Below are 26,678 nucleotides of genomic sequence, written 5' to 3'. Positions count from 1 at the left end.
CAAAACGGTGGTGCGAGCTTGCTCGCGATAACGGTGTTTCAGCCAACAAATAGCTGAACGTAAAGCTCGCTCACAAGGGCCAGTCCGTGAAGCAGCGATCGTTGGCGGTCGGCTCAGCTGTTTGTCAGGTAAAGCGACGAGCTGGGCACATCAATATCCACGGCCGATATCACGAATTTTGCACGCTATCACAACCTCTGATATCGTGCTGAAATCCTGATACGAAAAAAACACCATGACAGCTACCCGCCAAGACCATGACTTCCCGGAAAGACCTGACCTGATAGAGCTCAAAGTCTATGTAGAAAGCGTGCTTGGCCTGAAGCTGCGCCTGAAGCCTTGGGAAAACGTCAAGATCCTTCCGTATGCGCTGCGTGACCGATACGAATTTTTCATCACGAATATCTTCAACGCCCAATGCCTGATCCTGAAGGAACGTCCACAGCGCGAAGCCAGCGTTGCGGATGTCGCCAAGCATATCCAGGCCATCCACAACTTCCAGGCCTACAGCAAGTTGCCCGAGACCGGCGACCTGATGATTTTCGTCACCGACACGCTCCCCAGTTATGACCGCAAGCGGCTGGTGGAGAAAGGCGTTCAGTTCATCGTGCCAGGCAATCAACTTTTTCTTCCGGCCTTTGGCATGGATTTACGTGAGTATTACCGCCAGCGCCTGGACAAACCTCAGGTCCTGAGCCCCGCCACCCAGGTCATGCTGATTCAATACCTGATCAAGGGATGGCATCACCCGCTGCTGGTCACTCGCGCGGCCTTCGAGCAGTCCTTCTCCTACGCCAAAATGACCGTCACCCGGGCGATCAAGGAACTGACCGACCTGGACATTGTTAAGCCTGGAAAGGAACTGGGCGAAGCCGCAATCATCTTTCCTTTATCGTCCAAGGAAACCTGGGAGAGAGCGAAAGAGGCCATGCGTACGCCGGTCAAAAAAACACTTTGGCTCAATGCCATTCCGGAGCCTTTCGACACGCCAATGTTGCTGGCGGGAGAAACTGCCCTGGCCGAGATGAGCCTTCTCGCCAGCCCGAAAGCTCCTTGCTTTGCACTGACGGCAGCGCAGTTCGATCAGATTCGAGCGCGCGCGCAGTCTGAAAAAAATGCGGCTTACGGGGACACGTTCGGCGCTTGGGGTTCAACTTCAAAAGCGGCCAAGTCGAAACTCGAGAGCACGGCGCCCTATCTTGAAGTGCCACAAAATCACGCGGCGTGCTGCATCCAGTTCTGGAGTTATGAACCACCGCGCAGCAACATTTCCACGGAGACGGTAGACCCCTTCTCTCTCTATCTGAGCCTCAAGGATGACCATGACGAACGCGTGCAAATGTGCCTCGATGAAATGATGGAGAACGTGAAATGGTAGTGGGTGTCGACCGGTTTCGAGAATACTTCAAGGACTTCCAAGGCAGTTACGTGTTGATCGGCGGGGTGGCCGCTTCGATTGCCATGGAGGAACTGGGTGAAGCATTTCGACTGACCAAGGACCTGGATATCGTCCTGGTCGTCGAGGCACTTGATCGTGCGTTCGTCGGGCAGTTCTGGAAATTCATCAAGGACGGAGGCTATGCCATTCGCCAGAATGGAGAAGGCGATGGGGCCTCCCCGGTTTTCTACCGTTTCCAGAACCCTGAGGACAAATCCTTTCCCGTTCAGGTAGAGCTGTTTTCCCGTGTCCCGGATGGCCTGGAACACGAAGAGGCAGCCCGAATGACCAGGATTCCTGTGCAAGAGCAAGCCGCCAGCCTGTCTGCGATTATCCTGGATGATGAGTACTACGCTTTTCTCCTGACCGGCGTCGATCACACCCGGGAGATCAGCCACATCGGTGCTGATCGGCTCGTTCCGCTCAAAGCCCATGCGTGGCTCAACAAGAAGGCGCAACTTGAACAGGGTATGGCCGTGGACAGCCGCGATATCAAAAAGCACTTCAGGGATGTGATCGTACTGGCTGTCGGCCTTACTGAGGGAATGGCCCAGCTACCTGAGCGATTGGCCCTCGATTTGAAGGCGTTTCTGAGTCAAGTACCTGCTGAGCTCGCGTCAAATCCTCAAGCTTACAAAGGTGTGGACGGCGACCGTTTGATCAAGACCATTCAGGAGGCCTTCAGTCTTGCCTGAATCATGTTTTTCGCACGCTATCAGCCACATTGATAGCGTGCGGATATGTTGTTAAATGGCTGTCTAGAGCCTCAGCTCGACACAAGAACTACCGCTGTGCCTCCCCCTGTGGATAAGCATCACTGACATTCAACGACAACTGCGCCGCCACTTCGTAGCCATCGGCCTTGCTGAAGTTCAACTGGAACTCCTGATAGGCCGGCCCGGCCAGCCAGCGGTTGACTTGCAGGTCCTGGTACCTGGAGCTCTCCCCGGGCGTGAGTTGCCCGAACAGCGGGAAGCCTGCATCGGCAAAAATCCGGTCGGCCTCGAACCAGTCCATCTCGTTATCGAACTTCACATTTGAGCCCACCGCCGCCCACGCCTCTGGCGTGACTTTCTGGCCGACGTCCAGGAAGACCACTTTGCTTTCTTTCGCGGCGATCAGGAAGGGCAAGGCAATGGGTGTCCCGGTCGAGTCGAGGAGCTTGGATTTCATACCGGCGTACTCGCCGCCACCATCTTCCCTGCGCTCCCATATTCGCCAGTCGATGACACTTTCCGGGTTGAAGCTGTTGTTGGTGAGGATGATTTTGTAGCGCTGCTTGAAGAGTACGAATGGGAAATCGGCGAAGGGTTTGTAGAACGACACTTTGCTGTGTTCGGCGCCAACCCGGATGATGATCGGCGTTCTGCGGCTGGCGACGCTGTCCTGGTATTGCTGGTAGCTGAAGTAGGCAGAGGCGATGGAGACGATCAGGGCCAGTGTTGCAATGGCATCTGTCCGAGTGAGGGTTTTGAACCATTTCATCATGAGGTGGCGTGTCCAGGCGTTGGTGGCGGCTAAAAGTGGAGACATCGCGAGCAGGCTCGCTCCCACAGGAGGTCGGCGGTGGACGCGATAGTGGCACTTCAGTAGCATTCGCCAACTTTATCGATCCTTCAAGGATGCCCCATGCTCGCCCTGCCTCGCTATCCTGCCCCGTTGCTAGCATTGTCCGCGTTGTTTGTATTGCTCGGCGGTTGCAGCGTCAATGGCAGCTATCCCGATGCCATCGAACCGGACGCCGCCAAGTTGCGGTTCGTTGCCAATACCAGCAACGCCACGCTGGATTATTTCGATGCCGCCCATTGCGACGGGCAAACCACGGGCATTCTCAACAATCTGCTGCTTAGCGATACCGCGCGGCGGGTGGGGATGAGCGTTCCGGCGCCCAAGGATGCCAAGGGCTACCTGGAGGTCAAGCTCAAGCCCGGTGAGCAGATTTACCTGCGCACCAACATGAACAGCGGTTATGCCGTGTGCGGCAAGGGCTTCAACTTTACCCCCGAGGCCAATGCCGAATACGAGGTAACGTTCAAGTCCGAGAAAAATTTCTGCCTGACTCAGTTGCAACGCTTGCAACGAGTCGACGGCAAGGACGTGCGCACACCGATCCCGATCCTGAAAAAAGACTTCCCCGCCTGCGCCGGCCGCAATGCGCTGTTTCCCCAGACTTACCCGGACACGCCTCATCGCCTGGAGCTGATGAACCGGGTCATCGATAAAAGCCTGGTCGTCACCGTGAAGACGGATCCGGCCAAGGAGAAAGTCGAGAGCTATTCGCCAGAGAAACTGGACACGCTGATCAGCGAACGCAAGGCCAAGCTCGGCTTCGACCTGCCGCCTGACTACTGGACGCTGTACCGGGAAAACCTGAAGACGTTTGGCGATGATATGGCACAGAACAAGGCACGCTCGCTGGAACGCTTCAAGGACGAATACCAGGTGCGCCTGCGGCAGGTGAAGGACGAGCAACTGGAACAGTGGGCATTGCCGAAAAGCACCAATGCCAAGCCGGAAAAGGCCGAGATCGATCTGGACGTCGCGATGATGGTGGAGTACTTCCGGATCGGGAATGGGGTGACGGGCGAAGCGGTAGGTCATCACCTGGAGCGGATGGCGCAGATGGATGAGCGTTACGGGGTATGCGCGCGGTTTGCCGAGTGCTGGAAGCGCAATTAGCAAGACCGCTGCCCCCGAATGCCGGATGTCCCGTCGTCACGATCGCCTGTTCGGCGGTTGCTCTGCACGGGACGAAGTTCTGCGGTGACATTCCGGCATGGGCAGCTATGGTGAAGTAACCCATTGGCGGCATCACTGAACATGAGGCCTGTATGAGGAACTTCACGATCCAGCGCATCGACCATATCGTCCTGCGCGTAAAAGACATCGAGCGCAGCCTGGCTTTCTATACCTCGGTGCTCGGTTGCGAGCTCAAGAAGCGCCGGGACGATCTTGGCATGGTCCACCTTGGCACCGGTGTTTCGATGATTGATCTGGTGGCTGTCGATGGGCCGCTTGGTCGCGAGGGTGGGCCAGCGGCTGGCAAGCAAGGGAGAAATGTCGACCACATCTGCCTGCGCATCGAGCCGTTCGATGAACAAGCCCTCCTCACTCATTTGGCCTCAGTTGGCCTGAATGTTGAGAAAGCGCAGATGCGCTATGGCGCGGAGGGTAAGGGCTGGTCGATCTACTGCTTCGATCCGGATGGTAATCAGATTGAGCTGAAGGGACCGGCGCTGGAGTCTTGAGCTTCAACTTGGCAGGAACCGCAGGGCACAAAATCTGTGAACCCGGCGATCAAAAACTGTGGGAGCGAGCTTGCTCGCGATGGCGGTGAATCAGTCAGCAGATTGGTTGGATGTGCCGCCGTCATCGCGAGCAGGCTCGCTCCCACAGGGGATCGGGAAAAGCCATGGGGGGTTATTGCGCCGTCAACTCAACCGCACCCCGAATCCGCTGCAGCATATTGATCAAATGCAACCGCATCGACGCCCTCGCCGCCTCGGCATCATGGCGCGCCAGTGCGGCATAAATCTGCTCTCGCTCGCGAACCACCAACGCCCGATGCTCAACCGTGACGGCAGGCCCGGCCTGTTGCACGACCGCGATCAATGCATTGCCCACATGGGCCATGGCGTCGATGAAGAAGCTGTTGCCGGTGCACTGGGCGATCTGCAAGTGAAATTCGAAATCCACCCGGGTGCTTTCGTCATCCGCCGCCTCAAGAGCATTCGCCGTATCCAGCGCTTCGCGCATCGCCTGCAGCTGTTCCGGCGTGGAACGTTGTGCGGCAATGCCCGCCGCTTCCACTTCCAGACTCAGGCGCAGTTCGATCACGGCCAGTGCGTCGTAGGCGCCGCCCTTGACGTGTTTGCTGCCCTGGAAGTCCCCGGGGCGGGCGGTGTCGACCACGAAGGTGCCGATGCCGTGACGGGTTTCGACCAAGCCTTCGGCCTGCAGCCGCGACATGGCTTCGCGCACCACTGTCCGACTGACGCCGCGCTCCTTGATGATCACCTGCTCGGTCGGCAGCTTGCTGCCCGCGGGCAGCTCGCCGGCCAGTATCTGCTGCGTCAGGTCGACCACCAATTGCTGAGTCATGCTCAGGCGTCGATCGGGTGTGACACGGTCCATTGCACCTATCCATTAAAGCCAGACGATCGCGGCATTATAGCCGCGACCTTGCGCTAAAACTCACTATAATGCCCGCTGATCACACTAGAGCACGCCGATGACGGATCAAGCGTTATCTCCACTGAACAAGCCGCGCCGCCTCGCCGAAACACTGGTCGACCGCTTTGCCCAGCGCATGCGTGAAGGTGTTCTCAAGCGCGGCGAAAAGCTCCCCACCGAAGTGCACATCATGGAGGCCGAAGGCGTCAGTCGTTCGGTGGTCCGCGAAGCACTGTCGCGCTTGCAGGCAGCGGGGCTGGTGGAGACGCGGCATGGCGTCGGCACCTTTGTCCTGGACATGCCGGCACCGGAGGGCTTCACCCTGGGGCCGGCGACCATTGCCACGTTGTCGGATGTGCTCAACCTGCTGGAGTTTCGCCTGAGCCTGGAAGTGCAGGCCGCTGGCATGGCCGCCGAGCGCGCGACGCCTGAAGCCCTGGCCGAACTGGCCCAGGCGCTGGAGGCGTTGCTGCAAGGGCCGGAGAAGTCCGGTACCACCATCAATGCCGATTTCCAGTTCCACCTGAAAATCGCCAAGGCCGCCGGCAATTACTACCTGATCGACATCATGAAGCACCTGGGCACCAAGCTGATCCCGCGTACGCGCATGAACTCCGCCTACTCCGGGCAAAGTGATCGCAGCGCTTACCTGCAAGGGATCAACGCCGAACACCAGCAGATCTTCGACGCCATCGCCAGTGGCAATGTCGATGCGGCGCGGGCGGCCATGTACCTGCACTTGAGCAATAGCCGCATGCGCCTGTGTGAAACCCAGCAACGCCAGGCTTTCTACAACGAATAAATGCTCACTGATCCTGTGGGAGCGAGCCTGCTCGCGATGGCAGTGGGTCAGTCAACATGGATGCCAGCTGATCCGACGCTATCGCGAGCAAGCTCGCTCCCACAAGTTGATCTCAGTGCTTCAACAACTTAGAAGAAGTTGTATTGAATGCCGACTCGCAGCCGCAACTGCCGATCACTGTCGACCGAGTTGACCTTGATATCGCCCACTTCGAAAAACGGCGCCCAGCGCTTATCCCACTTGTACTTGACCACGGCATTCTGTTCATAGTCGTCAGTGCCGCCGTTATAACGGATGTAGTTGGCATCGAAGTACGTCAGTTGATATTCATACGCCCACGGCCCCTGGTTGGCATAGTTGATGTACACGTCGTAGCGATGGATCTTCTGGTCGTCCTGGCCGTTGTCCGGTACGTCATGGTCAACCTTGTCGCGGTCGAGCTTGGATGAATCGTAACGGTAGCGTCCGGCAATGCTCAGCTCCTTGGTGATCTTGTAGCCCAGGCGCATGCCCATCTTGTAGGTGGTGGATTCCTCGTCGCTTTCCATGGCGAACGAGGGCGTCAGCGTCCAACGATCATTGAGCTTGTGCTGGTAATTGACGGTGAATTCATGGCCGCTGCCGACGGTGTTGTCGAAGGCGACGTCTTCACGATCACCGGCGGTCTTGTACTTGAGTTCACCTTCGAGCCCCACGCCGTTGTCCAGCCGCATGCCGAACTTGGCGCGGTCGGCGTGCATGCGGGTTTGTTCCGCATACTGGTGGCGTACGTTGATGTAACCGGTATCGGCCACGGCAACCACTGAAGTGAACAAGGAAACGAGGGACAGCACGACGAGTGTCTTTTTCATGTTTTTTATTCTTGTTAGTTGAATGATTAGTTGGGTTGAACGCCAAATCACAGGCGAGCGCGTGCGCAGCAGTGAAACCTGCGGTTCAACGTCTTCTGCGGGTTAAAACAAGTGCAACGAACGCCTTACTTCAGACAGCGATAGGTATTCGCTGTATGTCGCGACTGGCTTGCACCAGCAAACGGGTGTACGCATGGGCGGCGCCATCGCTCGCCAGGAGCTGACTGTCGAGCGTCTCCACCACCCTGCCCTGCTGCATCACCGCCAGCCGATCACACAAATGCGCCACCACTGCCAGGTCATGGGTGACCATGAGGTAGGTCAGCCCTTCCTGGCGGCGCAAGTCGGCCAGCAGGTTGAGGATTTCCGCCTGCACCGAGACGTCCAGCGCCGAAGTCGGTTCGTCCAGCAACAGCACCCGGGGACGCAGGATCAGCGCCCGGGCTATCGCCACCCGTTGGCGCTGGCCACCGGACAACTGGTGCGGGTAGCGGAAGCGGAAACTGTCGTTCAAACCGACCTTGCGCAGAATCTCGCTGACTTTCTGTGCACGCCCATCGATGCCATGGATGCGCAGCGGTTCTTGCAGCGCGGCATCGACGGTGTAGCGCGGGTGCAACGAGGCATACGGGTCCTGGAACACCATCTGCACGGTGCGGTAGTGGTTCAGTGGCAAATTGCGAGTCACCGCTTGGCCGGCGACCCGCAGTTGCCCGCTCCAGTGCTGGTACTGCCCGGCCAGGCAACGCAGCACGGTGGTCTTGCCCGAACCGGACTCCCCCACCAGACCAAATGCCTCGCCTTCGGCCACGCTCAAATCAACGTCGTGCAATACCGCGTTCAGTGCCGCGCCCGTGCCAAAACTGAGGTTCAGGCCGGTGATTTCAATCATGCTCATGACAGGCTCCTCAAACGTTCAACCAGAGTGGGTCGCGCTGCAGCACCGGCAGCGTGGCGCGCGGATGGTCCAGGCTCGGCAATGCGGCCAACAGGCCTTGGGTGTAGGGATGGACGGCTTGGTCCAGGTTGGCGGCGGCAATGGACTCGACCACGCGACCGGCGTACATCACCAGCACGCGGTCACAGAAATGCCGCACCAAATTCAAATCGTGACTGATGAAAATCAGCCCCAGGTCCCGCTCGCTGACCAACTCTTCCAGCACGTTGAGCACCTGCCGGCGCACCGACACGTCCAGGGCCGAGGTGGGTTCGTCGGCGATGATCACCTGGGGATCGGTGATCACCATCATGGCGATCATGATCCGCTGGCCCATGCCGCCCGAGACTTCATGGGGGTACAGGTCATAGACCCGCCGGGGGTCGCGAATGTGCACCTTGGCGAGCATGTCCAGGGCGCGTTCGCGGGCCTCGCGATGGGGCACTTTGTGATGGGCCAGATAGGCCTCGGCGATTTGTTCGCCGACCCGCACCACCGGGTTCAGCGAGTACTTGGGGTCTTGCATGATCATTGACATGCGCGCACCGCGAATCGCCTGGATCTGCTTTTCGCTGGCGGCCAACAGGTCGATATCGGCGAAGCGCAACGTCTTGGCGGTGACCCGCGCCGTCGGTGGATGCAGACGCAAAAGGCTGCGGCCGACGGTGGATTTGCCCGAGCCGGATTCGCCGACGATGGCGAGTTTCTCCCGGCCCAGGGTGAACGACACGTCACGCACGGCCAGGGAGGTTTTGCCGGCGTTGCGAAACTCCACGCACAAATCCTGTACCGCAAGTTTTATCTCAGTCATGGGCTGTTCCTCAGGATTGGCTGCGGGGGTCGAGGACGTCACGCAAGCCGTCGCCCAACAGGTTGAAGGCCAGGCTGACCAGCATGATCGCCGCACCGGGCGCCGCCACCAGCCACCAGCTTTCGAGCATGTAGCGCCGCCCGGTGGAAATCATCGCGCCCCACTCCGGCAACGGTGCCTGGGCGCCGAGGCCGAGAAAACCCAGGGCGGCGGCGGTGAGGATGATGCTCGCCATGTTCATGGTCAGGCGGATGATCACCGACGACAGGCACATCGGGATGATGTGGCGCAGGATGATGCGAGTGCTCGACGCGCCTTGAAGCTGCACCGCCACGACGAAGTCAGCGTTGCGCAGCGGCAGGGTTTCGGCGCGGGCGAGCCGGGCAATCGGCGGCCATGCGGTGAGTGCGATGGCGATCACCGCGTGCTCCAGACCCGGGCCGAGGGCGGCGATGAACGCCAACGCCAGGACCAGGCTGGGGAACGAGATGAAGATGTCGGTGATGCGCATGAACAGGCTGTCGACCCAACCGCCGAAGTAGCCGGACACTGTGCCGACCAACAGGCCGATGGGGCCGACGATCACCGTCACCAGCAAGACGATGTACAACGTGATGCGCGAGCCATACACCAGCCGGGCGAAGACATCGCGACCGTATTCGTCAGTGCCGAACCAGTGCGCGCTGCTCGGTGCCTGCAACGCGCCGGCAAGGTTCTGCAACAGCGGATCGTGGCCGGCGATCCAGGGCGCGAAAGCCGCGACCAGCATCAGGGTCGAGACCACGACCAGGCCAGCGAAGGTCATCGGGTTGCGCAGCAGGAAACGCAGCAGGCGCAGGGTGCTGGCGGCCATCGCTGCGGTACTGGAAGCGGGCAGCGCGGCGGCGCCGGGTGCGCTGGAAGCCAGGGGCAGGTTCATTAGCGAGTCCTCGGGTCGAAGATCTTGTACAGCGCGTCGCTGATCAGGTTCAGCGTCACGAAGATGAGGCCGATCAGCAGCACGCAAGCCATCACCGCGTTCATGTCACCGAGCAGCAAACTGCTGGTCAGGTACTGGCCGAAGCCCGGCCAGGCAAACACGGTTTCGATCAACACCGCGCCCTCCAGCAGACCGCCGTAGGCCAGCGCGACGATGGTCAACAGCTGCACGCGGATGTTGCCGAAGGCGTGACCCCAGACAATGCGCCGCTGGGACAAACCCTTGACCCGGGCGGTGATGATGTACTCCTGGGACAGTTGCTCGAGCATGAAGCTGCGGGTCATGCGGCTGATGTAGGCCACCGAGTTGAAACTGAGGATCACCGCTGGCAGCAGGATGTGCCGTAACGCACTGCGAAAGGCCTCCCAGTCGCCGGACCAGGCGGTGTCGATCAACAACAGCCCGGTGTGTTTCGGGATCAGCCCGTCATAGGCCAGGCCAATGCGCCCGACGCCACCGGCCCAACCCAACCAGGCGTAGAACACCAGGAAGGCCATCATGCCGATCCAGAAAATCGGCGTGGAATAACCGAACAGCGTGATCAGTCGCGCGATATGGTCCCCGGTGCGGCCTTGGTGGGTCGCGGCGTAGACACCCAGCGGCAGGCCCGCCAGCACACCGAACAGAATCGCCAGGGTGGCCAGTTCCAAGGTGGCCGGGAAGACTCGGGCAATGTCGGTGATGACCGGGTTGCCGGTCAGCAAGGCCATGCCGAAGTCACCGTGCAGCAGGTCGCCTAAATAGATCGCGAACTGGGTCCACAACGGTTTATCCAGGCCCAGCTCCTGGTACACCTGGGCATAGGCCGAGGCGTCGGCGTCCGGGCCGACGATGGCCAGCACCGGGTCCAGCGGCATCACTCGCCCGATGAAAAAGGTCAGCAGCAGCAACCCCAGCAGCGTCACCGCCACCGAGCCGCCGCGCCGGGTCGCCGAAGCGGCCCGGGTGCTCCAGATTGAAAAGGATGCAGTCGACATGTTCATTCCTGCCTTGGCCCTGTGGCCGTCGATTTCAGCGCTGCTTGTAAACGTCCCGAAGACGTGTGGTGGCGGCGGTGTGGCCAATGTAGTTGCGCACATCCGCATGGATCACCACTTCGTCCACCATCTGTGAGACCGGCATGATTGCCCCGGCCTGTTGGTCGTAGAGGGTCTGGATCTGCGCGTAGATTTCACGTTGGCGCTCGGGGTCACGCTCGCGCTCGGCCTGCTCGATCAGTTGATTGAGCTGCGGATTGAAGAACGAGGTGCGCCAGCCCTGAAAGTTGCTCAGCTTGGCTTCGGTGCGGTTGTCCGGGTTGTAGACCAGGGCACGCAGGCTCGAATGCGGATGACGCTCCGCCCCGCCACCGCCACGACCGACGAGGATGTCGAACTGGCGATCGCGCATCGCCCCATAGATCTGGTTGCCGGTGCCGGTGATGATCGTCGCCTGGATACCGGCCTGGGCCAGTGTCGCTTGCAGGCTGGTGGCGATGTTGATAAACGGCGGATCGGTCAGCGAGCGAATGCTCACCTTGAAGCCTTCGGCATGCCCCGCCGCTGCCAGCAGGCGCTTGGCCTCGGCCACGTCCAGGCGATAACCCGGATCGTCCAGACGCGCCGGCAACCCCAGTTGCAACGGTCGCTGATTGATCACGCCGTAGTGCGGCATCACCACGTCATTGATGCCTTGGTAATCGATCAGCAGGCGGATGGCCTGGCGCACGCGGATGTCCTGGAACACCGGCTGCTGCATGCTCATCGCCACGTAGTACAACGTGCCGCGGGCGATGCTCTGGATGCGCACTTCATCGACCTTGCCCAACGCCTTGATGTCGGTGGCGGCCATGCCCCGAGCGACGTCCAGGTCACCGCGCTCGACCATCAGGCGCAGGGCCTGGGACTCGGTCATGTTGCGCATGATCACCCGACGCAATTTCGCAGGACCACGCCAATAGTCCTCATTGCGACTCATCAGGATCACATCGTTGGCGCGCCAGATGTCGAGCTTGAACGCGCCGGAGCCAGCCGTGTGGGTCGCCAGCCACGCCGCGCCTTGGTCGTCGCCGACCTGATGTTGCAAGGCGACACTGCGATCGATGATGAAGGCACTGGGCGAGGTCGCCAGGGTGTTGAGCACCAGCATCGGGTCGGTGCTGCGCGGCAACTCCATGACAAAGGTGTGCGGCCCTTCGGCGCGCATCAGTTTGACGACGTTGTCGGCGGTGAAACCGTAGGCTTTCCAGGTGGAAGCCAGGGCGCGGTTGAGGGTGACTACGCGCTGCAATGACCAGGCGACGTCTTGGGCGGTGAGCGGTGCGCCGGAGTGGAACCGCACGTCATTGCGCAATTGGAAGGTCAGGCGCATGCGGTCGGGGCTGATCTCCCAGGTTTTCGCCAGGGCGGGAATCAGCGTGTCCGGCTGCGCCGCGTCCTGCTCCAGGAGCATGTCATAGACATTGGCGTTGACCTCGGCGACCTCCAGCCCCGTCGCCGCGGCAGGGTCCAGGGACAGCAGGTTGATCATGCTCATGCCCACCACCAATTGGTCGGGGGGCGTTTCGCCTTGGGCCAGGCTGACGGGCACCTGCACGGCGCACAGGGCCACGGTGACACACAGCAGCCTGGTCAGGCGCTTGGGCCAGAGTTTCATGGTTCAGTCCTTTCTTATATTTATAAAGACTTTGTCGCCCGGGCAGCCATCAGCCTCAGGCGTGGAACAGGATCAATGTCGCGACAGGGTGTTGGCTTCGATATACGCGAAGTTGATGTCCTCGCCCAACCCGGGCCGATCGGACAGGTGCACAAAACCGTCGGCGTCCATGGGGTCGACGATGCTGTTGAGGTGCGCCGGGACTTCTTCGTAGTCGAGGAACGGGTGCAGCAGGCCACGCTCGTACCAACGACAGTTGCTGATGGCGCCAACTACCGCCAGGTTCGCCGCGCCATTGCCGTGGACTTCGCAATCCATGCCGAACGACTCTGCCAGGTGCGCCACCTTCAGGCACGGCCCGATCCCCCCGACCCCGGCCACGCCGGCGCGCAGGATGTCACAGGACTTCTGGGTCACCCAACTGGCGCGGCTGTGGAACTTGCCGGCGATACTTTCCGGGCCCAGCACCGGGATGTCCAGGTTGGCCGCCAACCACGCATAGGACTCTGCCGAGTCCTCCATCATCGGTTCTTCAAACCAGGCGAAATTCAGTTCCTGTAGCGCCTTGCCGATGGTCAGCGCATCCATGCGGCTGTACCAGTGGTAGCCGTCGAGCATCAACGCGATGCTGGGACCGACCGCCTCACGCACGGCGGCGCAGGCCTGGATGTCCATTTGTGGATTCGGCGCGAAGGAAATCGGCGGCATCCAGGTGTGCAACTTGATGGCCTTGTAGCCGCGCTGGACCAGTTTCTCGGCGAACTGGCCGTACTCGTCCGGCGTCGACAACCCACCCGGCAAATCGTCGCCGCACATCGTCGAGCCGTATGCCGGGACCTTGTCGCGATAGCCGCCAATCAACTTGTGCACCGGCAACTTGAGCTTACGCCCGGCCAAGTCCCACAACGCCTGCTCCACCAGCGCCAGCGCCCGGTCGGTGAACTGCCCGGCACTGCCGCGCTGCCAGTGCGCCAGGTCTTGCCAGATGCTTTCGCGGTCCATCGGGTCGCGACCGACCAGCACTTTGCGCACGAAGGATTCGATGATGTGCGGACGAATCAACTCCGGCGGACCAAAGGCATAACCCTCGGAGCCATCGTCACAACCGATTCGCAGCAAGGCCATCTTGATCATGACCTCATCGCCCGGATGGGCGTGACCGGCGCTGTCCTGGGCGCGGCGCGAAGGGGTGGAAAAGACTTCGACGTGAACGCCTGTGATTCTCATAGAGGGAGCACCCTGTTGTTATTGTTTATTTGTATGTCGTCATACAACGTTGCGGATTATTCTGACGTTTCACGTAGGCTGTCAACACACAAACTCAATAAAAATTACGGGCAGCAGCGATTCCTCACGCAAATGAGGTTATTTTTCTTGAAGCGAATCTAGAATGTCGTCATACCACAAAGCAAAAATGATACGACTCTTCGCGGGAGGGCCGCGACGACTGGAAGACGGGAAACCTGTGGGAGCGAGCCGGCTCGCGATAGCGGTCTGTCTGGGTCGGTGATGTTGGATGTGCAGCCGTCATCGCGAGCAAGCTCGCTCCCACAGAGGGCGGCAGCGGGCACTGGATCTGTGAATCGTTCGTCGGGTGATTTTTCCCCTAGACTTGTTGCTGTTTGCTGTACGCCGGGCTTCGAAGAGGCCCGTACGATAAATACAAATGCAAAGGGAATTTCGCAATGCTCAAACCTGTGTGGAAAGCACTCGCCTGCACTCTGACTTTCGGGGCGTGGGGCACGCTCATGGCCGCTGAGCCGATCGTCATCAAATTCTCCCACGTGGTGGCCGAACAAACGCCCAAGGGCCAGGGTGCGTTGATGTTCAAGAAGCTGGTGGACGAACGACTGCCGGGCAAGGTGAAGGTCGAGGTGTATCCCAACTCCACGCTGTATGGCGATGACAAGGAGTTGGAAGCCTTGCTCCTTGGAGAGGTGCAGATCATTGCGCGGTCGCTGGCCAAGTTCGATCAGTACACCAAGACCGTGCAATTGTTCGACTTGCCGTTCCTGTTTGACGACATCAACGCTGTGGACCGTTTTCAACAGAGCTCCGAAGGCCAGAAGTTGCTCAAGTCCATGGAAAGCAAGAACATTACCGGCCTGGCCTATTGGCATAACGGCATGAAGCAGCTATCGGCCAACAAGCCCCTGCGCCAGCCCGAGGATGCCCGCGGCCTGACGTTCCGGATACAGACCTCCGCGGTGCTGGAGGAGCAGTTCAAAGCGGTGGAAGCCAACGCCAAACCGATGATTTTCTCGGTGGTGTACCAGGGTTTGCGCACCGGTTTGGTCAACGGCACGGAAAACACCTATTCGAACTTCTACAACCAGAAGCTCAATGAAGTGCAGAAATACGTCACCGAGTCCAACCACGGCGTCCTCGATTACATGCTGATCACCACGTCGGACTTCTGGAACGGCCTGCCGCCGGATATCCGCAGCGAACTGGACAAGATCGTGGTCGAATCCACCGCCCATGCCAACAAGGAAGCGGAACGATTCAACCAGCAGGACAAGCAGCATGTGCTAGACGCCAAGACCACCGAGATCATTACCCTCACGCCGCAAGAGCGCAACGCATGGCGCGCCAAGATGAAACCGGTGTGGGCCAAGTTCGAAAATCAGATCGGGCCGGATTTGATCAAGGCGGCCGAGGCTTCCAACAAGGCCCAGTGATGCAACAAGGCCCAGTACGGTCCCGTGGCGAGGGAGCTTGCTCCCGCTGGGCTGCGCAGCAGCCCCAACGCCTTACTTGACACACCGCGACCTCAGGTTTTGGGGGCGCTTCGCACCCCAGCGGGAGCAAGCTCCCTCGCCACAAAAGTAGGGTTGCCACGATGCCTCCCCATCCCAGCAACCCGGCACATTGCGCTATGATCCCCGCCTCGCCCTGAACAGAGCTTTTTCCCGCGAATGCTGCCGTCCACTCCCGACACCCTCCCTCTGCCCCCCGTCCTGGTCGGCCCGCTGTTACGGCGGCTGGAGCCTGCGCGCCTGGTGATGTGGCTGGTGGGGACGCAAGCGTTGGCGTTGACGCTACGCATTGACGGTGTCGGCGACCTGGCACTGGATGCGTCGCGCTGCACCGTAGTGCCGGTGGGGCAGCGGGCGTTTGTGCACTTGATCGATGTGATGCTCGACGCGCCTCTGCCCCAGGACGTGACGATTGACTACGACCTGCTGGTGGACGGCGCCCCCATCGCCGAGTGGGCACCACATCTGTTGTATGACGGCGCACAATGCCCGAACTTCATGTTGCACTCGCGCATCGAGCAATTGGTCCACGGTTCCTGCCGCAAACCCCACCACCCGGCCAACGACGGCCTGCTTTGCGTCGACCGGCTGTTGGCGCAAGCCCCGGCACAACGCCCGGCCCTGCTGATGATGAGCGGCGATCAAGTCTATGCCGACGACGTCGCCGGGCCCATGCTGCGGGCGATCCATGGGCTGATCGAGCGCTTGGGGCTGTTCGAGGAATGCCTTGAGGGTGCCGTGGTGCAAGACAGCGCCAAGCTCTATCGACACCCGGCCAGTTATTACCATCGCGCCGACCTGTTACCGGCACTGGAAAGCAACGAAACCCTGCGCGAGCGATTTTTCGGTGGGGCACGCAAGCCGATTTTCACCAGCAGCAGCGCCGACAATCATCTGGTGACCTTCGCCGAGGTCATGGCGATGTACCTGCTGGTGTGGTCGCCGGTGCCCTGGACGCTGATCGCTGTGCAGCCGCCCGAGCTGACCGTCGAGCGGCGCCAGCGCTACGACCTGGAACAGCAACGCATCGATGCGTTCAAGACCGGGCTGGGCGGCGTGGCGCGAGTGTTTGCACACTTGTCGTGCCTGATGATTTTCGATGACCATGACATTACCGATGACTGGAACCTGTCCGCACAGTGGGAGGAAACGGCCTACGGTCATCCGTTCTCCAAGCGCATCATCGGCAACGCCTTGATCGCCTACATGCTCTGCCAGGGCTGGGGTAACAACCCGGACGCCTTTGCGGACGTGCTCGCGCAAACCCTGGCCCTGAGCGACACCGCCCGGGACCGCTACCTCGACAGCGAACCCCAGGACAAACTGATCGACACCCTGCTGGGGTTCCAGCGCTGGCATTACGTGTTGCCAAGCACCCCGGCCCTGGTGGTGCTCGACACTCGTACCCGCCGCTGGCGCAGCGAGAACAACCTCAAGCAGCCTTCCGGCCTGTTGGATTGGGAGGCCTTGAGCGAGTTGCAGCAGGAGTTGTTGGACCATCCGTCAGCGATCATCGTCTCACCGGCACCGATCTTCGGCGTGAAGCTGATCGAAACCGTGCAGCGGGCGTTCAGTTGGTGCGGTTATCCGCTGTTGGTGGATGCGGAAAACTGGATGGCCCATCGGGGCGCGGCCCAGGTGATCCTGAACATCTTCCGCCATTCGCGTACCCCCGGTAATTACGTGGTGCTGTCAGGGGACGTGCATTATTCCTTTGTCTACGAAGTGTTGATCCCACACCGCAAGGGCGGTCCGCGTATCTGGCAGATCACCAGCAGCGGCATCAAGAATGAATTCCCGCCCGTGCTGCTGGAATGGTTCGATCGCCTGAACCGCTGGCTCTACTCGCCGCGTTCGCCCCTGAACTGGTTCACCAAGCGCCGGAGCATGCGCATCGTCCCCCACACCCCGGAACACGCCGAAGCGGGCGAACGCTTGTGGAACAGCGCCGGTATTGGCCAAGTGTTTTTCAATGACCAGGGCCAGCCCGCGCAAATCTACCAGCACAATGCCAACGGCCAGCCACCGACGCGAATGTTGCCACCGAAACCACCGCAACCCTGAAGAACACTCGGACAACTGTGGGAGCGAGCCTGCTCGCGATGACGGCGGCACAGTCGACATCATCAGTAACTGACCCACCGCCATCGCGAGCAGGCTCGCTCCCACAGGGGATTGGGGGAGTGTCCAAAACTCAGAACGCCAATTGCAGGGACTGCTGGCCTTCCAGGCTCAGGAGGAACTGTTTGGCCGCCAGGCCGCCAGCAAAGCCGGTGAGGCTGCCGGAGCTGCCGATGACCCGGTGGCAAGGGGCGATGATCGAGATGGGGTTGCGGCCATTGGCGGCGCCGACGGCCCGAACCGCCGTCGGTTGGCCGATCTGGATGGCGATGTCGCGGTAGCTGCGGGTTTCTCCGAAGGGGATGGACAACAGGGCCTGCCAGACCCGGATCTGGAAATCAGTGCCCACGAAGTCCAGCTCCAGCTCGAAACGACGGCGCTGGCCGGCGAAGTATTCGAGCAACTGACGCTCGGTTTCCTTGAGGACCGGATGCTGAATGTCCTCCTCCAACGGCCCGAGGCGCACCCGATTGAGCCGCTCGTTTTCCCACAGGATGGCCGCCAGTCTTGTCTCCCGGGCGACGAGGATCAGTTGGCCGACGGGGGATGGGATGGTTTTGTACAGAGGCAACATCGGGGGATCCTTATCAAAGCCTTTGTGGCGAGGGAGCTTGCTCCCGCTGGGTTGCGAAGCGACCCTAAACTTGGCACCGCGGTGTGTCAGATTATCAGTTGGGGCTGCTTCGCAGCCCAGCGGGAGCAAGCTCCCTCGCCACAGGGTTCTCACCGGCCCCGTCAGCTCAACAACCCCAACGCCTTCGCCCGCGCCACCGCTTGGGTGCGGCGCTCCACGCCGAGCTTGCTGTTGATGTGGCTGGCGTGGGTCTTGACCGTGTGCAGCGAGATGAACAATTGCTCGCTGATCTCCTGGTTCGAACAGCCTTGGGCAATCAGTTGCAACACCGCCCGCTCGCGACTGCTGAGGGTTTCCACGGGCGCCGTCGGGTCGGCAGGCTGGGCCGCCGTCGAGGGCAGGCGTTCAAGCAGATGATCGCGCAAGGAACTGGGTAGTGCGTGCAGCAGTTGTTCGCGCAACCATTCACGGTGCTCGCCGAACAACCATTCGAAAGGCTGCAACACGCCGCCGCTGGCGGCTTCGAAAGCCTGGGCCAGGGTCCGTCGGGCTTCGGGTTCGCGCCCGATACTCAGCAGCAAGGCGACTTTCTGGTTGAGGGCCATCACGCTGAGCATCTGCCGGCCGGTTTGTTGACCGTGTTCGAGCAAGGCATCGAGCCGTCCTTGGGCGAGCATCGGTTGACCCCGGATGGACTCCAGCACCGCCTGCTGCAGTTCCACATGCAAGGGCAGTTGCGGGTGGAATTCCGGTGGCGCGGCAGCCCGCTCGCCCGTGTAGGTCTGGCCCAGACGGGCCAGCCAGGCGTCCGCCAGGTCGGTGCGCCCCTGGGCCAGCCAGAGTTCGCACTTGACCAGGGTGATCATCGCCAGATAGTAGATCGGCGGAACGTCCCAGATGTGCATCAGGCGCTCGGCCTCAGCCAGTTCGGCGAAGGCACGCGCGAACTCGCCACGGTAGCCCTCGATGCGCGCAATCACGCAATGACCGATCAGCACGCTGATGTCGCGGCAGGCGCGGGCTTCGGTGAGGCCCGCCTGCAACCGCGCAAGGCCGGCCTGGGGTTGCATGCGCAAGGTCAGCAGGAAACCTTCGTACATGATCAACCGCGCCCGCACCGCATAGAGCCGCTGGGGCGACAGCGCGTGCAAACGTTGCAGGCCCTGGTGCACTTCATCCAGCGCCCGCAGGATCTCTCCCCGCGCTTGCAAGACCCGGGCACGATCGTAATGGGCCAGGGCCTCGAACAGTGGGTTGCCGACCCGCTGCGCCAGCTCCAGGGAGTCACGGTTCAGGTTCCGCGCACGCCACAGGTCGCCGTCGGCAATCGCCAGGTTCGACAGCGTGGACAGGCACATCAGGCGCTGGCCGTAGCGTTTATGGGGCAGGCTCTCCAGGGCTTCGCTGCAATAACGCACGGTGGCCTCGCGATCCCCGCGGCCACGGGCGACGATCCCACTCAGGGCCAGCCATTGGGCGAGCATGGATTTTTGCGCGGTGGCCGAGGGGGCCGGCAGGAAACGACTCAAGTGCGCCGCCAGCTCTTCGGCCGCGTCCAGTTGGCAGGCCAGGCCCAACGCCCAGCTATAGAGCACGATCAGCCGCGGGGTGCTGATGAGCAGGCTGTCGGGCAAGTCCATTTTCCAGCGCAGCAACATGCCGACGTTCTGTTCGGCCAGCAGTTGCTCCTCCGAGAGGTTCTGCACCAGGTTCGCCGCCACGTCCAGGTGCCCGGCCCGCAGGGCCTGTTCCACGGCTTCGTCGATCAGGCCCTGGGCGTTGAACCAGCGACAGGCCCGCAGATGCAGGGTCGCGGCCGGCACCATGGCCGGCGCACTGGGACGACTGCGCAGCAGGTCGGAAAACAGGTGGTGGTAACGGTACCAATGACCGTGCTCGTCCAGCGGCACCAGGAACACCTGGTGGGCCGCCAGGTAACGCAGGATTTCGGCGCTGTCATGGGCCTCGCGCACCGCGTCGCACAGTTCGCTGCAAAAGCGTTCCTGGGGGGCCGTGTCGTAGAGAAACGCCTGGACCTCGGTGGGCAGGCAGTCGATAACCTCTTCGAGCAGGTAATCGCGAATCAGCCCTTCACCACCGTGCAGGGCCTGGGGCAGCAAACCTTCTGTCCCGGCTTCGGAAGCGGCGAGCAGCCAGAAACGCAGCCCGGCCACCCAACCTTCGCTACGCTGGATGAGGTTTTCCAGCGCCTCACCGCGCAACGAACTGCTGTGATGCTGGAGCAGGGTCAGGGCTTCTTCATGGGTCAGGCGCAGGTCCTGCTCGTTGAGTTCGAGCAGTTGCCGGGACAGGCGCAAACGCGCCAAATGCCAGTCCGGGCGCTGACGGCTGGTGACGAGCACCAGCAGACCGTCGGGCAGGTGATTGAGGAAAAACTGTAGGCAGCGATCCAGCACCTGGCTTTGCGCCAGGTGGTAGTCGTCGAGGACCAACAGCAAGGGTTCGCGGGGCGATAAATGCGTGGACAATTCGTCCAGCAGGCCGTCGAGCCATTCTTCGAAGGCGAACGGTTGATGGCGCTGGCGCATTTTCAGCAGCCCCAATGCCCGACCGCCCAGTTGCGGGAAAAACGCCTGGAGCCCTTCGAGTAGCCGTTCCAGGAAACGCCCGGGGTCGTTGTCCCGGGCGCTGAGCCCCAGCCAGAGGCTCTGCCAATGGGCCGGCAGACCCTGGCAGAACTCCACCGCCAGGGAGCTTTTACCGAACCCCGCCGGGGCACTGACCAACAGTAACCGCCCGCCGAGCCCTGCGCTCAAACGCTCGCACAACCGCGGCCGCACAACGTGACCGTCGGGCAAGGGCGGGCGGTAGAAGCGCCCGTCCTGTACCGCGATGGCTGCGCGGGCAGAATCCGGAAGTGAAGACAAATCAGTCATGGCCGGCTCTTGTTGAAATGCGGGTGGCGGCGTTGCAGATGTCCGCAGACTAGCGGTAAACGAGGACGTATTGAAGGGAGTGCTACAAATGGCTACAAAAAGACTACAAGCCGATTGACTTGAAAAATTCAGGCAGCCACCGCTCTTGTGGCGAGGGAGCTTGCTCCCGCTGGGTGGCGAAGCCGCCACAAAAAAGCGATGAGCGCTTCGCACTCAAGCGGGAGCAAGCTCCCTCGCCACAGGTTTTGTGTTGACTGATCGAGCAAAAAAACGCCCCGAACCAGTCGGGGCGTTGTTTCGAGGATGCGGCCTCGGGTGCAGCGGTTTAGCGGATGCCGTCCTGGCGCAATGCGTTCGGAGTGAAGTCGGCAGTGGTAGCGGTGAAGCCGAAGTCGTAGGCCGATTTCTCTTCGTTCTTCATGCCCAGTGCCAGGTAGCGGCCGGACTGCAGGTCGTAGAGGGTTTCCAGGGCGTACCACGGCACTTGCTTGTCGTAGTAGTTCTCGGCATGGGCCTCGGCCACGCGCCACAGTTGGCCACGGCCGTCGTAGTGGTCGATCACCGCGGCTTGCCAGGTGTCTTCGTCGATGTAGAAGTCACGCTTGGCATAGATGTGGCGCTGGCCTTCCTTCAGGGTCGCGGTCACATGCCAGACACGACGCAGCTCGTAGCGGGTCAGGTCCTGGTTGATGTGGCCGGCCTTGATGATGTCGGCGTACTTGAGTTGTGGCGAATCGATCCTGTAGCTGTTGGCAGCGATGTATAGCTCTTTCTTGCCTTCCAGCTTCCAGTCGTAGCGGTCCGGCGCACCGTTGTACATGTCCAGGTTGTCGGAGGTACGCAGGCCGTCGGCCGCCGTGCCCGGGCCGTCATAGGACACTTGCGGGGCACGGCGCACACGGCGCTGGCCAGCGTTGTAGACCCACGCCGAACGCGGCTCCTTCACTTGGTCGAGGGTTTCGTGCACCAGCAACACACCACCGGCCAGGCGTGCCGGCGCGGTCACTTGTTGCTTGAAGTAGAACAGGATGTTGCCAGGGTTGGCCGGATCGAAATCCTTCATTTTGTCGCGGAACACGAATTGGTCGCGGAAGTACACCAGGCTGTACGAACCGTTGGGCTGCGGGGTGGCCTGGGTGACCAGGCGTGTCACGCTGCCGCCACGATAGCGGGTGATGTGGTTCCAGATGACTTCCACGCCACTCTGGGGAATCGGGAACGGCACGGCCGTCTCGAAGTTTTCCAGGCCGTTGCCGCCGGACACCAGCTTGGTGTTGACCGCGTTTTTCTTGATGGAGGCGAACACCTCGTCCGGCACGGTGGCGCCACGATGGGTCGGGTAGACCGGCATCTTGAAGGTTTCCGGGTAGCGCTTGAACATCGCGTACTGGCCCGGAGCGAGTTTGTCCTTGTACTGCTCGACGTTCTGCGCGGTGATGGTGAACAGCGGTTTTTCAGTCGGGAATGGGTCGGCAAGGAAACCCTTGCTGTCCACGGCACCGGCGTTCTTGGCCATGGGTTTCCAGGCCGAGATCGAGCCGTCGGCATTGCCGGCCATCTCGGCGCCCATCGGCGTCAGGCTCTTGCCCAGTTTGTCGGCCTCGGCGGCGGGTACTGCCGCCATGACGCTGGCGGCCAGCAGGGATAGCCCCAGAACACCGACCTGCAACAGATTCTTTGTTATTTTCATAGTGTGTCGTCCTGAAATACGGTGCTTAGAAGGTCACGCCGACGCTGAGCGCCAGGAAGTCACGATCGTCCACGGTGCTGAAATCGCCACCAAAGAAGTTGGTGTAGGCCAGGCTGGCGTTGTAGGTGTTCTGGTACTCGGCATCCAGCCCGAGGCTGACGGCTTTGCGGCCTTCTTCGAAGTTGCCGCCAGGGCCCGGCGAGTAGCCTTTGACGTCATGGGACCAGGCCACGTTGGGCTTGAGGTTCACACCGGCGAAGACGTCCGGGTATTCCCAGATGGCGCGCGCACGGTAGCCCCAGGACGTGGAGGTGGTGAAGCCGTCGTTGTTGCAGTTGCTGTTCACGCCGTTGATGGTCTGGCCGCCACCCGACGCAGTAGAGGTATTGAGCGAGGTACAGAAATCGTTGGGCAGTGCGCCCGGCCCGAACACTGGATCGCGACCGTAGCGGGCGTCGGATTTGCTTTCCAGGCCACCGACATGGGTCACCCCGATTTCACCCACGAGGGTCAGGCGGCTGGCACCCATGACCTGGTCCAGGAAGTGAGTGAATGTGGTCTGGAACTGAGTGATCTCTTTACGACGATAGCCATGCAGGTCTTGGCCCGGCGTGCCCTGGAGCACCGATGCGTCGCCAAATCCGGGAAGCGGCGTCACACCGGCGAAGAGAATGTCGGTGGTGCTCAGTTGCACCGGCGCATTCGGGCGATAGCTGATCTCACCGCTCCACGCCGTGCCGGTAGGCAGTGTCGTAGAGAAACTCAGGCCATAGAGACGGATATCTTCCGGGTACTCGACGAAGTAGTTGGAGTTACCTGCCACGATCAGAGGACGCAATGCCGCGATTGGCCCTGCGGTATAGAACTGCTGCGCGGCCCCCTGGGCACTGAAAATCGGCGCACGGCTGTGGTAGTTCATGAAGTAGGCACCGAACTCGGTGTCCAGCGGTTCGAACATGTACTTCAACGATGCGCCCCACTGGCCGCTGTCGCGGGCATCGCGGTCCGGGCCACGACGTACCAGCACGCCTTCCTCGTTGATATCGACACCTTGGCCTTCCAGTATCGGAAGAATAACGCCCGGCAGGGGAATGGTTGAACGCTTGTTCAGCACCCGCAGGTTATCGGTACACCCATCGGCAATCACATCCGGCTGGGAGAAGAACGTACCGCAGTTATCCACCACGGTCTGGTCCCATTCAATCTGGTAGAACGCCTCGGCCGACAGGTTGTCGGTCAGGCTCTGGGAGACGTAGAACATGTTGACCGGGATCAGGCCTTCCTTGATCTCGGCACCAGGGCGACGGAACGCGGACACGTCGACCGGGTTGATGGAGTTGATGCCGCCCTGGATGAAGGTACTTTCACCCCAGCTGACCACTTGCTTGCCCAGGCGGACCGAACCCGGCTGATCGGCAATGGCGTAGTTGTGGTAGACGAATGCGTCGAGGATCTGCCCGCCGGAGGACTTGGCGCCTTCCTTGCGGTTGCTGTCGCTGATGTCCTTGTACAGGCGGTGTTCGTCCTTGAGTTCGAAGTCGTACCAGTACTTGCCGCGCACGAACACGCCGGTATCGCCGTATTTCAGCTCCAGGTCATGGATGCCCTTGAAGATCTTCGAGAAGGTTTCCCCTCGCTTGAAGTTCAAGTGACCGTCGTCGGAGGTCTGCGACAGGCCCTTGCCACCATTGTTGACACCGATCAGGTCCTTGTTGGCGTTGGCCGTGGACCAGCTCGCGCCGACCGACAGGGACGAGTCGAACTGGCCCTCGATTTCACCGATGTTGAAACTGACGCCGAATGCTGGCCCGGCGAGCGAAGAGGCGAGACTGACCGCCAGAGGCAGTTTTGCCCGGCGCCAGAACGTGGTTGCTGAGGTCATCGACGCTACTCCATGTGCATTATTGTTATGGCAGTGGACATTTCAAGAACACCTCGATGGCTGGGAGCGGCAGCGTCCCGACATCCATCAAGGTCGCATCGCCCTTTCGTGCGTGCGCCCCGTTCTTGAGAATCCGTGAGCGGACTATAGCCAGCAGGTAGTACGGCTTGATCCCTCTAAAGTGTGATTTGCAGCCCTCGACCACTCTGGAACAGTCCTTTCGCCAGGCCGACAGATGCCGGCACGGCAAGGATGGCTGAAATTTTCGGTTTGACAAGGCAAGCGCTTGCTTGGTGGGGCTGCCGTGCCCTTTCGGGCACGGCAAAAAGGCCTAAAGCGTGGACAGGAAGGTGCTGTTGTTGCTCTGCCATTCGGTGATGTCGACGCGGATGCGCTTCTTGTCGAGCTTGCCGACGCTGGTCTTGGGAATTTCAGTAACAAGGGCGATCTGGCTCGGGATCGCCCACTTGCTCAGGTGCCCCAGCTCGACGAACGGCTTGAGGTGTTCCTTGAGCTCACGAGCCCCGATCTCATGCCCTTCGCGAATCACCAGCAAGGCAAACGGCCGCTCGCCCCACTGCGGATCGGGGATGCCGACCACTGCTACTTCGCGTACCGCCACGTGACGGCTGATGAGGTCCTCCAGGTCCAGGGAGGAGATCCATTCGCCACCGGTCTTGATCACGTCCTTGATGCGGTCACGGATGTCGATGAAGCCCATGTTGTCCAGGGTGGCGACGTCACCGGTGTGCAGCCAGCCGCCGGCCCAGAGCTCGGCGCCCTTCTGCGGCTCGTTGAAGTAACCCTCGGTGAGCCACGGCGCGCGCAGCACCAGTTCGCCCTGGGTCTCGCCGTCGGCCGGCAGGAAGCGGCCCTCGCTGTCGACGATCGCCGCTTCCACCAACGGCCCCGGCACGCCGGCCTTGATCCGGTAGGTGGTGCGTTCGTCCTCGCTGCCGGCCATCAACTCGTCGTTGAGGTGGGCGCAGGACACCAGCGGGCCGGTTTCCGACATGCCATAGGCGGCGGTGAGCTGGATGCCCCGGGCCTTGGCCGCTTCGTACAGGCTGCGGTTCAGCGCGCTGCCACCGATGACGATTTTCCAGCCGCCGAAATCGGTGTCCTGGGCGCCCTTGGCATTGAGGACCATCTGCAGGATGGTCGGCACGCAATGGGAAAAGGTGACCTTTTCCTTGCGCCACAGCTGGACCAGGAATTCGGGGTCGTAGCGACCCGGGTAGACCTGCTTGAGCCCGAGCATGGTCGCCACGTACGGCAGACCCCAGGCATGGACATGGAACATCGGCGTAATGGGCATGTACACGTCGTTGGTGCCCAGCAGCCGCACGCTGTCGATGGAGCCCATGATGGTCGCCACGCCCATGGTGTGCAGCACCAGTTGCCGATGGGTGAAATACACGCCCTTGGGGTTGCCCGTGGTGCCGGTGGTGTAGAACGTGGTGGCGACGGAGTTTTCGTCGAAATCCTGGAAGTCGTAGGTGGGGGCGGCGGCGGCCAGCAGTTGCTCGTATTCACCCACCAGGTTCGGCAGGTCAGCGGTTTTTTCCGGCAGGTCGGTCAGCAGCAGGGTCTTGTCCACCGTGGTCAGGTGCCCGGCAATCGCCTGGTACAAGCCGACGAACTCGCTGTTGACCAGCACGAAGCGGTCCTCGGCGTGGTTCATGGTGTAGACGATCTGCTCCGGTGACAGGCGCACATTGATGGTGTGGATCACCGCGCCGATCATCGGGATCGCGAACATGCACTCCAGGTAGCGATGGCTGTCCCAGTCCATCACCGCCACGGTATCACCGGCCTTGACCCCGGCTTCGGTCAGCACATTGGCCAACCGCGCGACCCGCTCTATCAACGTCGGATAGCTGTAGCGCAACTGGTCACGGTAGATGATCTCGCGGGTTTTCTCGTAACGCGTGCCGGACATCAGCAGCCGCTTGATCAGCAGCGGGTATTGATAGGCGCCTTCGGCTGGAGGAATAACGCGAGTCTGCAACATAAGAGTCCCTTTTCTGACTGCACGGTCTTGGCTGGAAGTAAGCACTCTAGAGCGCTTATACACGGATCAAATCAGCCAAAGGAATGATTTGATTCGCGCGCAAATACTAGCCTTGA

General features: G+C 61.0%; 21 protein-coding genes. 7 read left to right on the top strand and 14 right to left on the bottom strand.

Annotated features, from left to right (window positions below; genetic code table 11):
* Window positions 1-235 precede the first annotated feature (235 nt).
* On the top strand, window positions 236-1,378 hold the full coding sequence (locus PSH86_RS04930; RefSeq protein ID WP_232200639.1) for a hypothetical protein: 1,143 nt from the start codon (window positions 236-238) through the stop codon (window positions 1,376-1,378).
* Complete coding sequence (locus PSH86_RS04925; RefSeq protein ID WP_109753586.1) at window positions 1,372-2,133, top strand: hypothetical protein; 762 nt, start codon at window positions 1,372-1,374, stop codon at window positions 2,131-2,133. The genes PSH86_RS04930 and PSH86_RS04925 overlap by 7 nt, the downstream gene beginning before the upstream one ends.
* 88 nt (window positions 2,134-2,221) lie before the next feature.
* Here the strand turns inward: PSH86_RS04925 and PSH86_RS04920 are convergent, their stop codons facing one another.
* Entirely contained in the window at window positions 2,222-2,926 is a 705-nt protein-coding gene (locus tag PSH86_RS04920) for a hypothetical protein (RefSeq protein ID WP_116831497.1), read from the bottom strand.
* A 141-nt stretch (window positions 2,927-3,067) separates the two neighbouring features.
* Between PSH86_RS04920 and PSH86_RS04915 the strand changes: the two genes are divergently transcribed.
* Both PSH86_RS04915 and PSH86_RS04910 read left to right on the top strand, forming a co-directional pair.
* Window positions 3,068-4,117 (top strand): hypothetical protein, encoded by a 1,050-nt coding sequence (locus tag PSH86_RS04915; protein WP_305488252.1) that lies wholly within the window; start codon window positions 3,068-3,070, stop codon window positions 4,115-4,117.
* A 152-nt stretch (window positions 4,118-4,269) separates the two neighbouring features.
* A complete protein-coding gene (locus PSH86_RS04910; RefSeq protein ID WP_163855273.1) occupies window positions 4,270-4,686 on the top strand; it encodes a VOC family protein in 417 nt (138 codons plus the stop codon).
* A 172-nt stretch (window positions 4,687-4,858) separates the two neighbouring features.
* Here PSH86_RS04910 and PSH86_RS04905 read toward each other — a convergent pair whose 3' ends face one another.
* A complete protein-coding gene (locus PSH86_RS04905) occupies window positions 4,859-5,572 on the bottom strand; it encodes a FadR/GntR family transcriptional regulator (protein WP_305488249.1) in 714 nt (237 codons plus the stop codon).
* A 97-nt stretch (window positions 5,573-5,669) separates the two neighbouring features.
* Here PSH86_RS04905 and PSH86_RS04900 point away from each other — a divergent pair, with 97 nt between their 5' ends.
* On the top strand, window positions 5,670-6,413 hold the full coding sequence (locus PSH86_RS04900; RefSeq protein ID WP_109753581.1) for a FadR/GntR family transcriptional regulator: 744 nt from the start codon (window positions 5,670-5,672) through the stop codon (window positions 6,411-6,413).
* Between the two features lie 128 nt (window positions 6,414-6,541).
* Here the strand turns inward: PSH86_RS04900 and PSH86_RS04895 are convergent, their stop codons facing one another.
* From PSH86_RS04895 to PSH86_RS04865, 7 genes are all read right to left on the bottom strand, one after another.
* On the bottom strand, window positions 6,542-7,264 hold the full coding sequence (locus PSH86_RS04895; RefSeq protein WP_109753580.1) for an oligogalacturonate-specific porin KdgM family protein: 723 nt from the start codon (window positions 7,262-7,264) through the stop codon (window positions 6,542-6,544).
* A 130-nt stretch (window positions 7,265-7,394) separates the two neighbouring features.
* Window positions 7,395-8,162, bottom strand: a complete 768-nt coding sequence (locus PSH86_RS04890; protein ID WP_116831494.1) for an ABC transporter ATP-binding protein — start codon at window positions 8,160-8,162, stop codon at window positions 7,395-7,397.
* A 10-nt stretch (window positions 8,163-8,172) separates the two neighbouring features.
* Window positions 8,173-9,012 carry an ABC transporter ATP-binding protein gene (locus PSH86_RS04885; protein WP_109753578.1) on the bottom strand — a complete coding sequence of 280 codons (840 nt, stop codon included), beginning with the start codon at window positions 9,010-9,012 and terminating at the stop codon, window positions 8,173-8,175.
* Window positions 9,013-9,022: 10 nt separating this feature from the next.
* Window positions 9,023-9,931, bottom strand: a complete 909-nt coding sequence (locus tag PSH86_RS04880; protein ID WP_232200634.1) for an ABC transporter permease — start codon at window positions 9,929-9,931, stop codon at window positions 9,023-9,025.
* The gene (locus tag PSH86_RS04875) at window positions 9,931-10,968 is read right to left on the bottom strand and encodes an ABC transporter permease (RefSeq protein ID WP_212801893.1); all 1,038 of its coding nucleotides are present in this window, start codon (window positions 10,966-10,968) and stop codon (window positions 9,931-9,933) included. The genes PSH86_RS04880 and PSH86_RS04875 overlap by 1 nt, the downstream gene beginning before the upstream one ends.
* A gap of 34 nt (window positions 10,969-11,002) precedes the next feature.
* Window positions 11,003-12,625 (bottom strand): ABC transporter substrate-binding protein, encoded by a 1,623-nt coding sequence (locus tag PSH86_RS04870; protein WP_305488243.1) that lies wholly within the window; start codon window positions 12,623-12,625, stop codon window positions 11,003-11,005.
* 72 nt (window positions 12,626-12,697) lie between these two features.
* Entirely contained in the window at window positions 12,698-13,852 is a 1,155-nt protein-coding gene (locus PSH86_RS04865; protein ID WP_109753574.1) for a mandelate racemase family protein, read from the bottom strand.
* Window positions 13,853-14,310: 458 nt separating this feature from the next.
* Between PSH86_RS04865 and PSH86_RS04860 the strand changes: the two genes are divergently transcribed.
* Both PSH86_RS04860 and PSH86_RS04855 read left to right on the top strand, forming a co-directional pair.
* A complete protein-coding gene (locus tag PSH86_RS04860; RefSeq protein ID WP_305488239.1) occupies window positions 14,311-15,306 on the top strand; it encodes a TRAP transporter substrate-binding protein in 996 nt (331 codons plus the stop codon).
* A gap of 237 nt (window positions 15,307-15,543) precedes the next feature.
* Window positions 15,544-17,448 (top strand): alkaline phosphatase D family protein, encoded by a 1,905-nt coding sequence (locus tag PSH86_RS04855; protein WP_305488236.1) that lies wholly within the window; start codon window positions 15,544-15,546, stop codon window positions 17,446-17,448.
* A 130-nt stretch (window positions 17,449-17,578) separates the two neighbouring features.
* Here the strand turns inward: PSH86_RS04855 and PSH86_RS04850 are convergent, their stop codons facing one another.
* The 5 genes from PSH86_RS04850 to PSH86_RS04830 form a co-directional block, all read right to left on the bottom strand.
* Window positions 17,579-18,079: a methylated-DNA--[protein]-cysteine S-methyltransferase gene (locus tag PSH86_RS04850; RefSeq protein WP_116831490.1), complete on the bottom strand. Its 501-nt coding sequence runs from the start codon at window positions 18,077-18,079 to the stop codon at window positions 17,579-17,581.
* 161 nt (window positions 18,080-18,240) lie between these two features.
* Window positions 18,241-20,976 (bottom strand): LuxR C-terminal-related transcriptional regulator, encoded by a 2,736-nt coding sequence (locus tag PSH86_RS04845; protein ID WP_305488231.1) that lies wholly within the window; start codon window positions 20,974-20,976, stop codon window positions 18,241-18,243.
* 325 nt (window positions 20,977-21,301) lie between these two features.
* On the bottom strand, window positions 21,302-22,666 hold the full coding sequence (locus PSH86_RS04840; RefSeq protein WP_092171610.1) for a DUF1329 domain-containing protein: 1,365 nt from the start codon (window positions 22,664-22,666) through the stop codon (window positions 21,302-21,304).
* Window positions 22,667-22,691: 25 nt separating this feature from the next.
* The gene (locus tag PSH86_RS04835) at window positions 22,692-24,548 is read right to left on the bottom strand and encodes a DUF1302 domain-containing protein (RefSeq protein WP_116831487.1); all 1,857 of its coding nucleotides are present in this window, start codon (window positions 24,546-24,548) and stop codon (window positions 22,692-22,694) included.
* 331 nt (window positions 24,549-24,879) lie between these two features.
* Entirely contained in the window at window positions 24,880-26,562 is a 1,683-nt protein-coding gene (locus tag PSH86_RS04830; RefSeq protein ID WP_116831486.1) for a fatty acid--CoA ligase, read from the bottom strand.
* Window positions 26,563-26,678: the final 116 nt, after the last annotated feature.

Origin of the sequence: Pseudomonas sp. FP2300 (genome assembly GCF_030687595.1) — a bacterium.
Lineage (GTDB): Bacteria > Pseudomonadota > Gammaproteobacteria > Pseudomonadales > Pseudomonadaceae > Aquipseudomonas > Aquipseudomonas bijieensis.
Note: the sequence above shows the minus strand (reverse complement) of the source record. Positions and strands in the feature narration are given on the sequence as shown.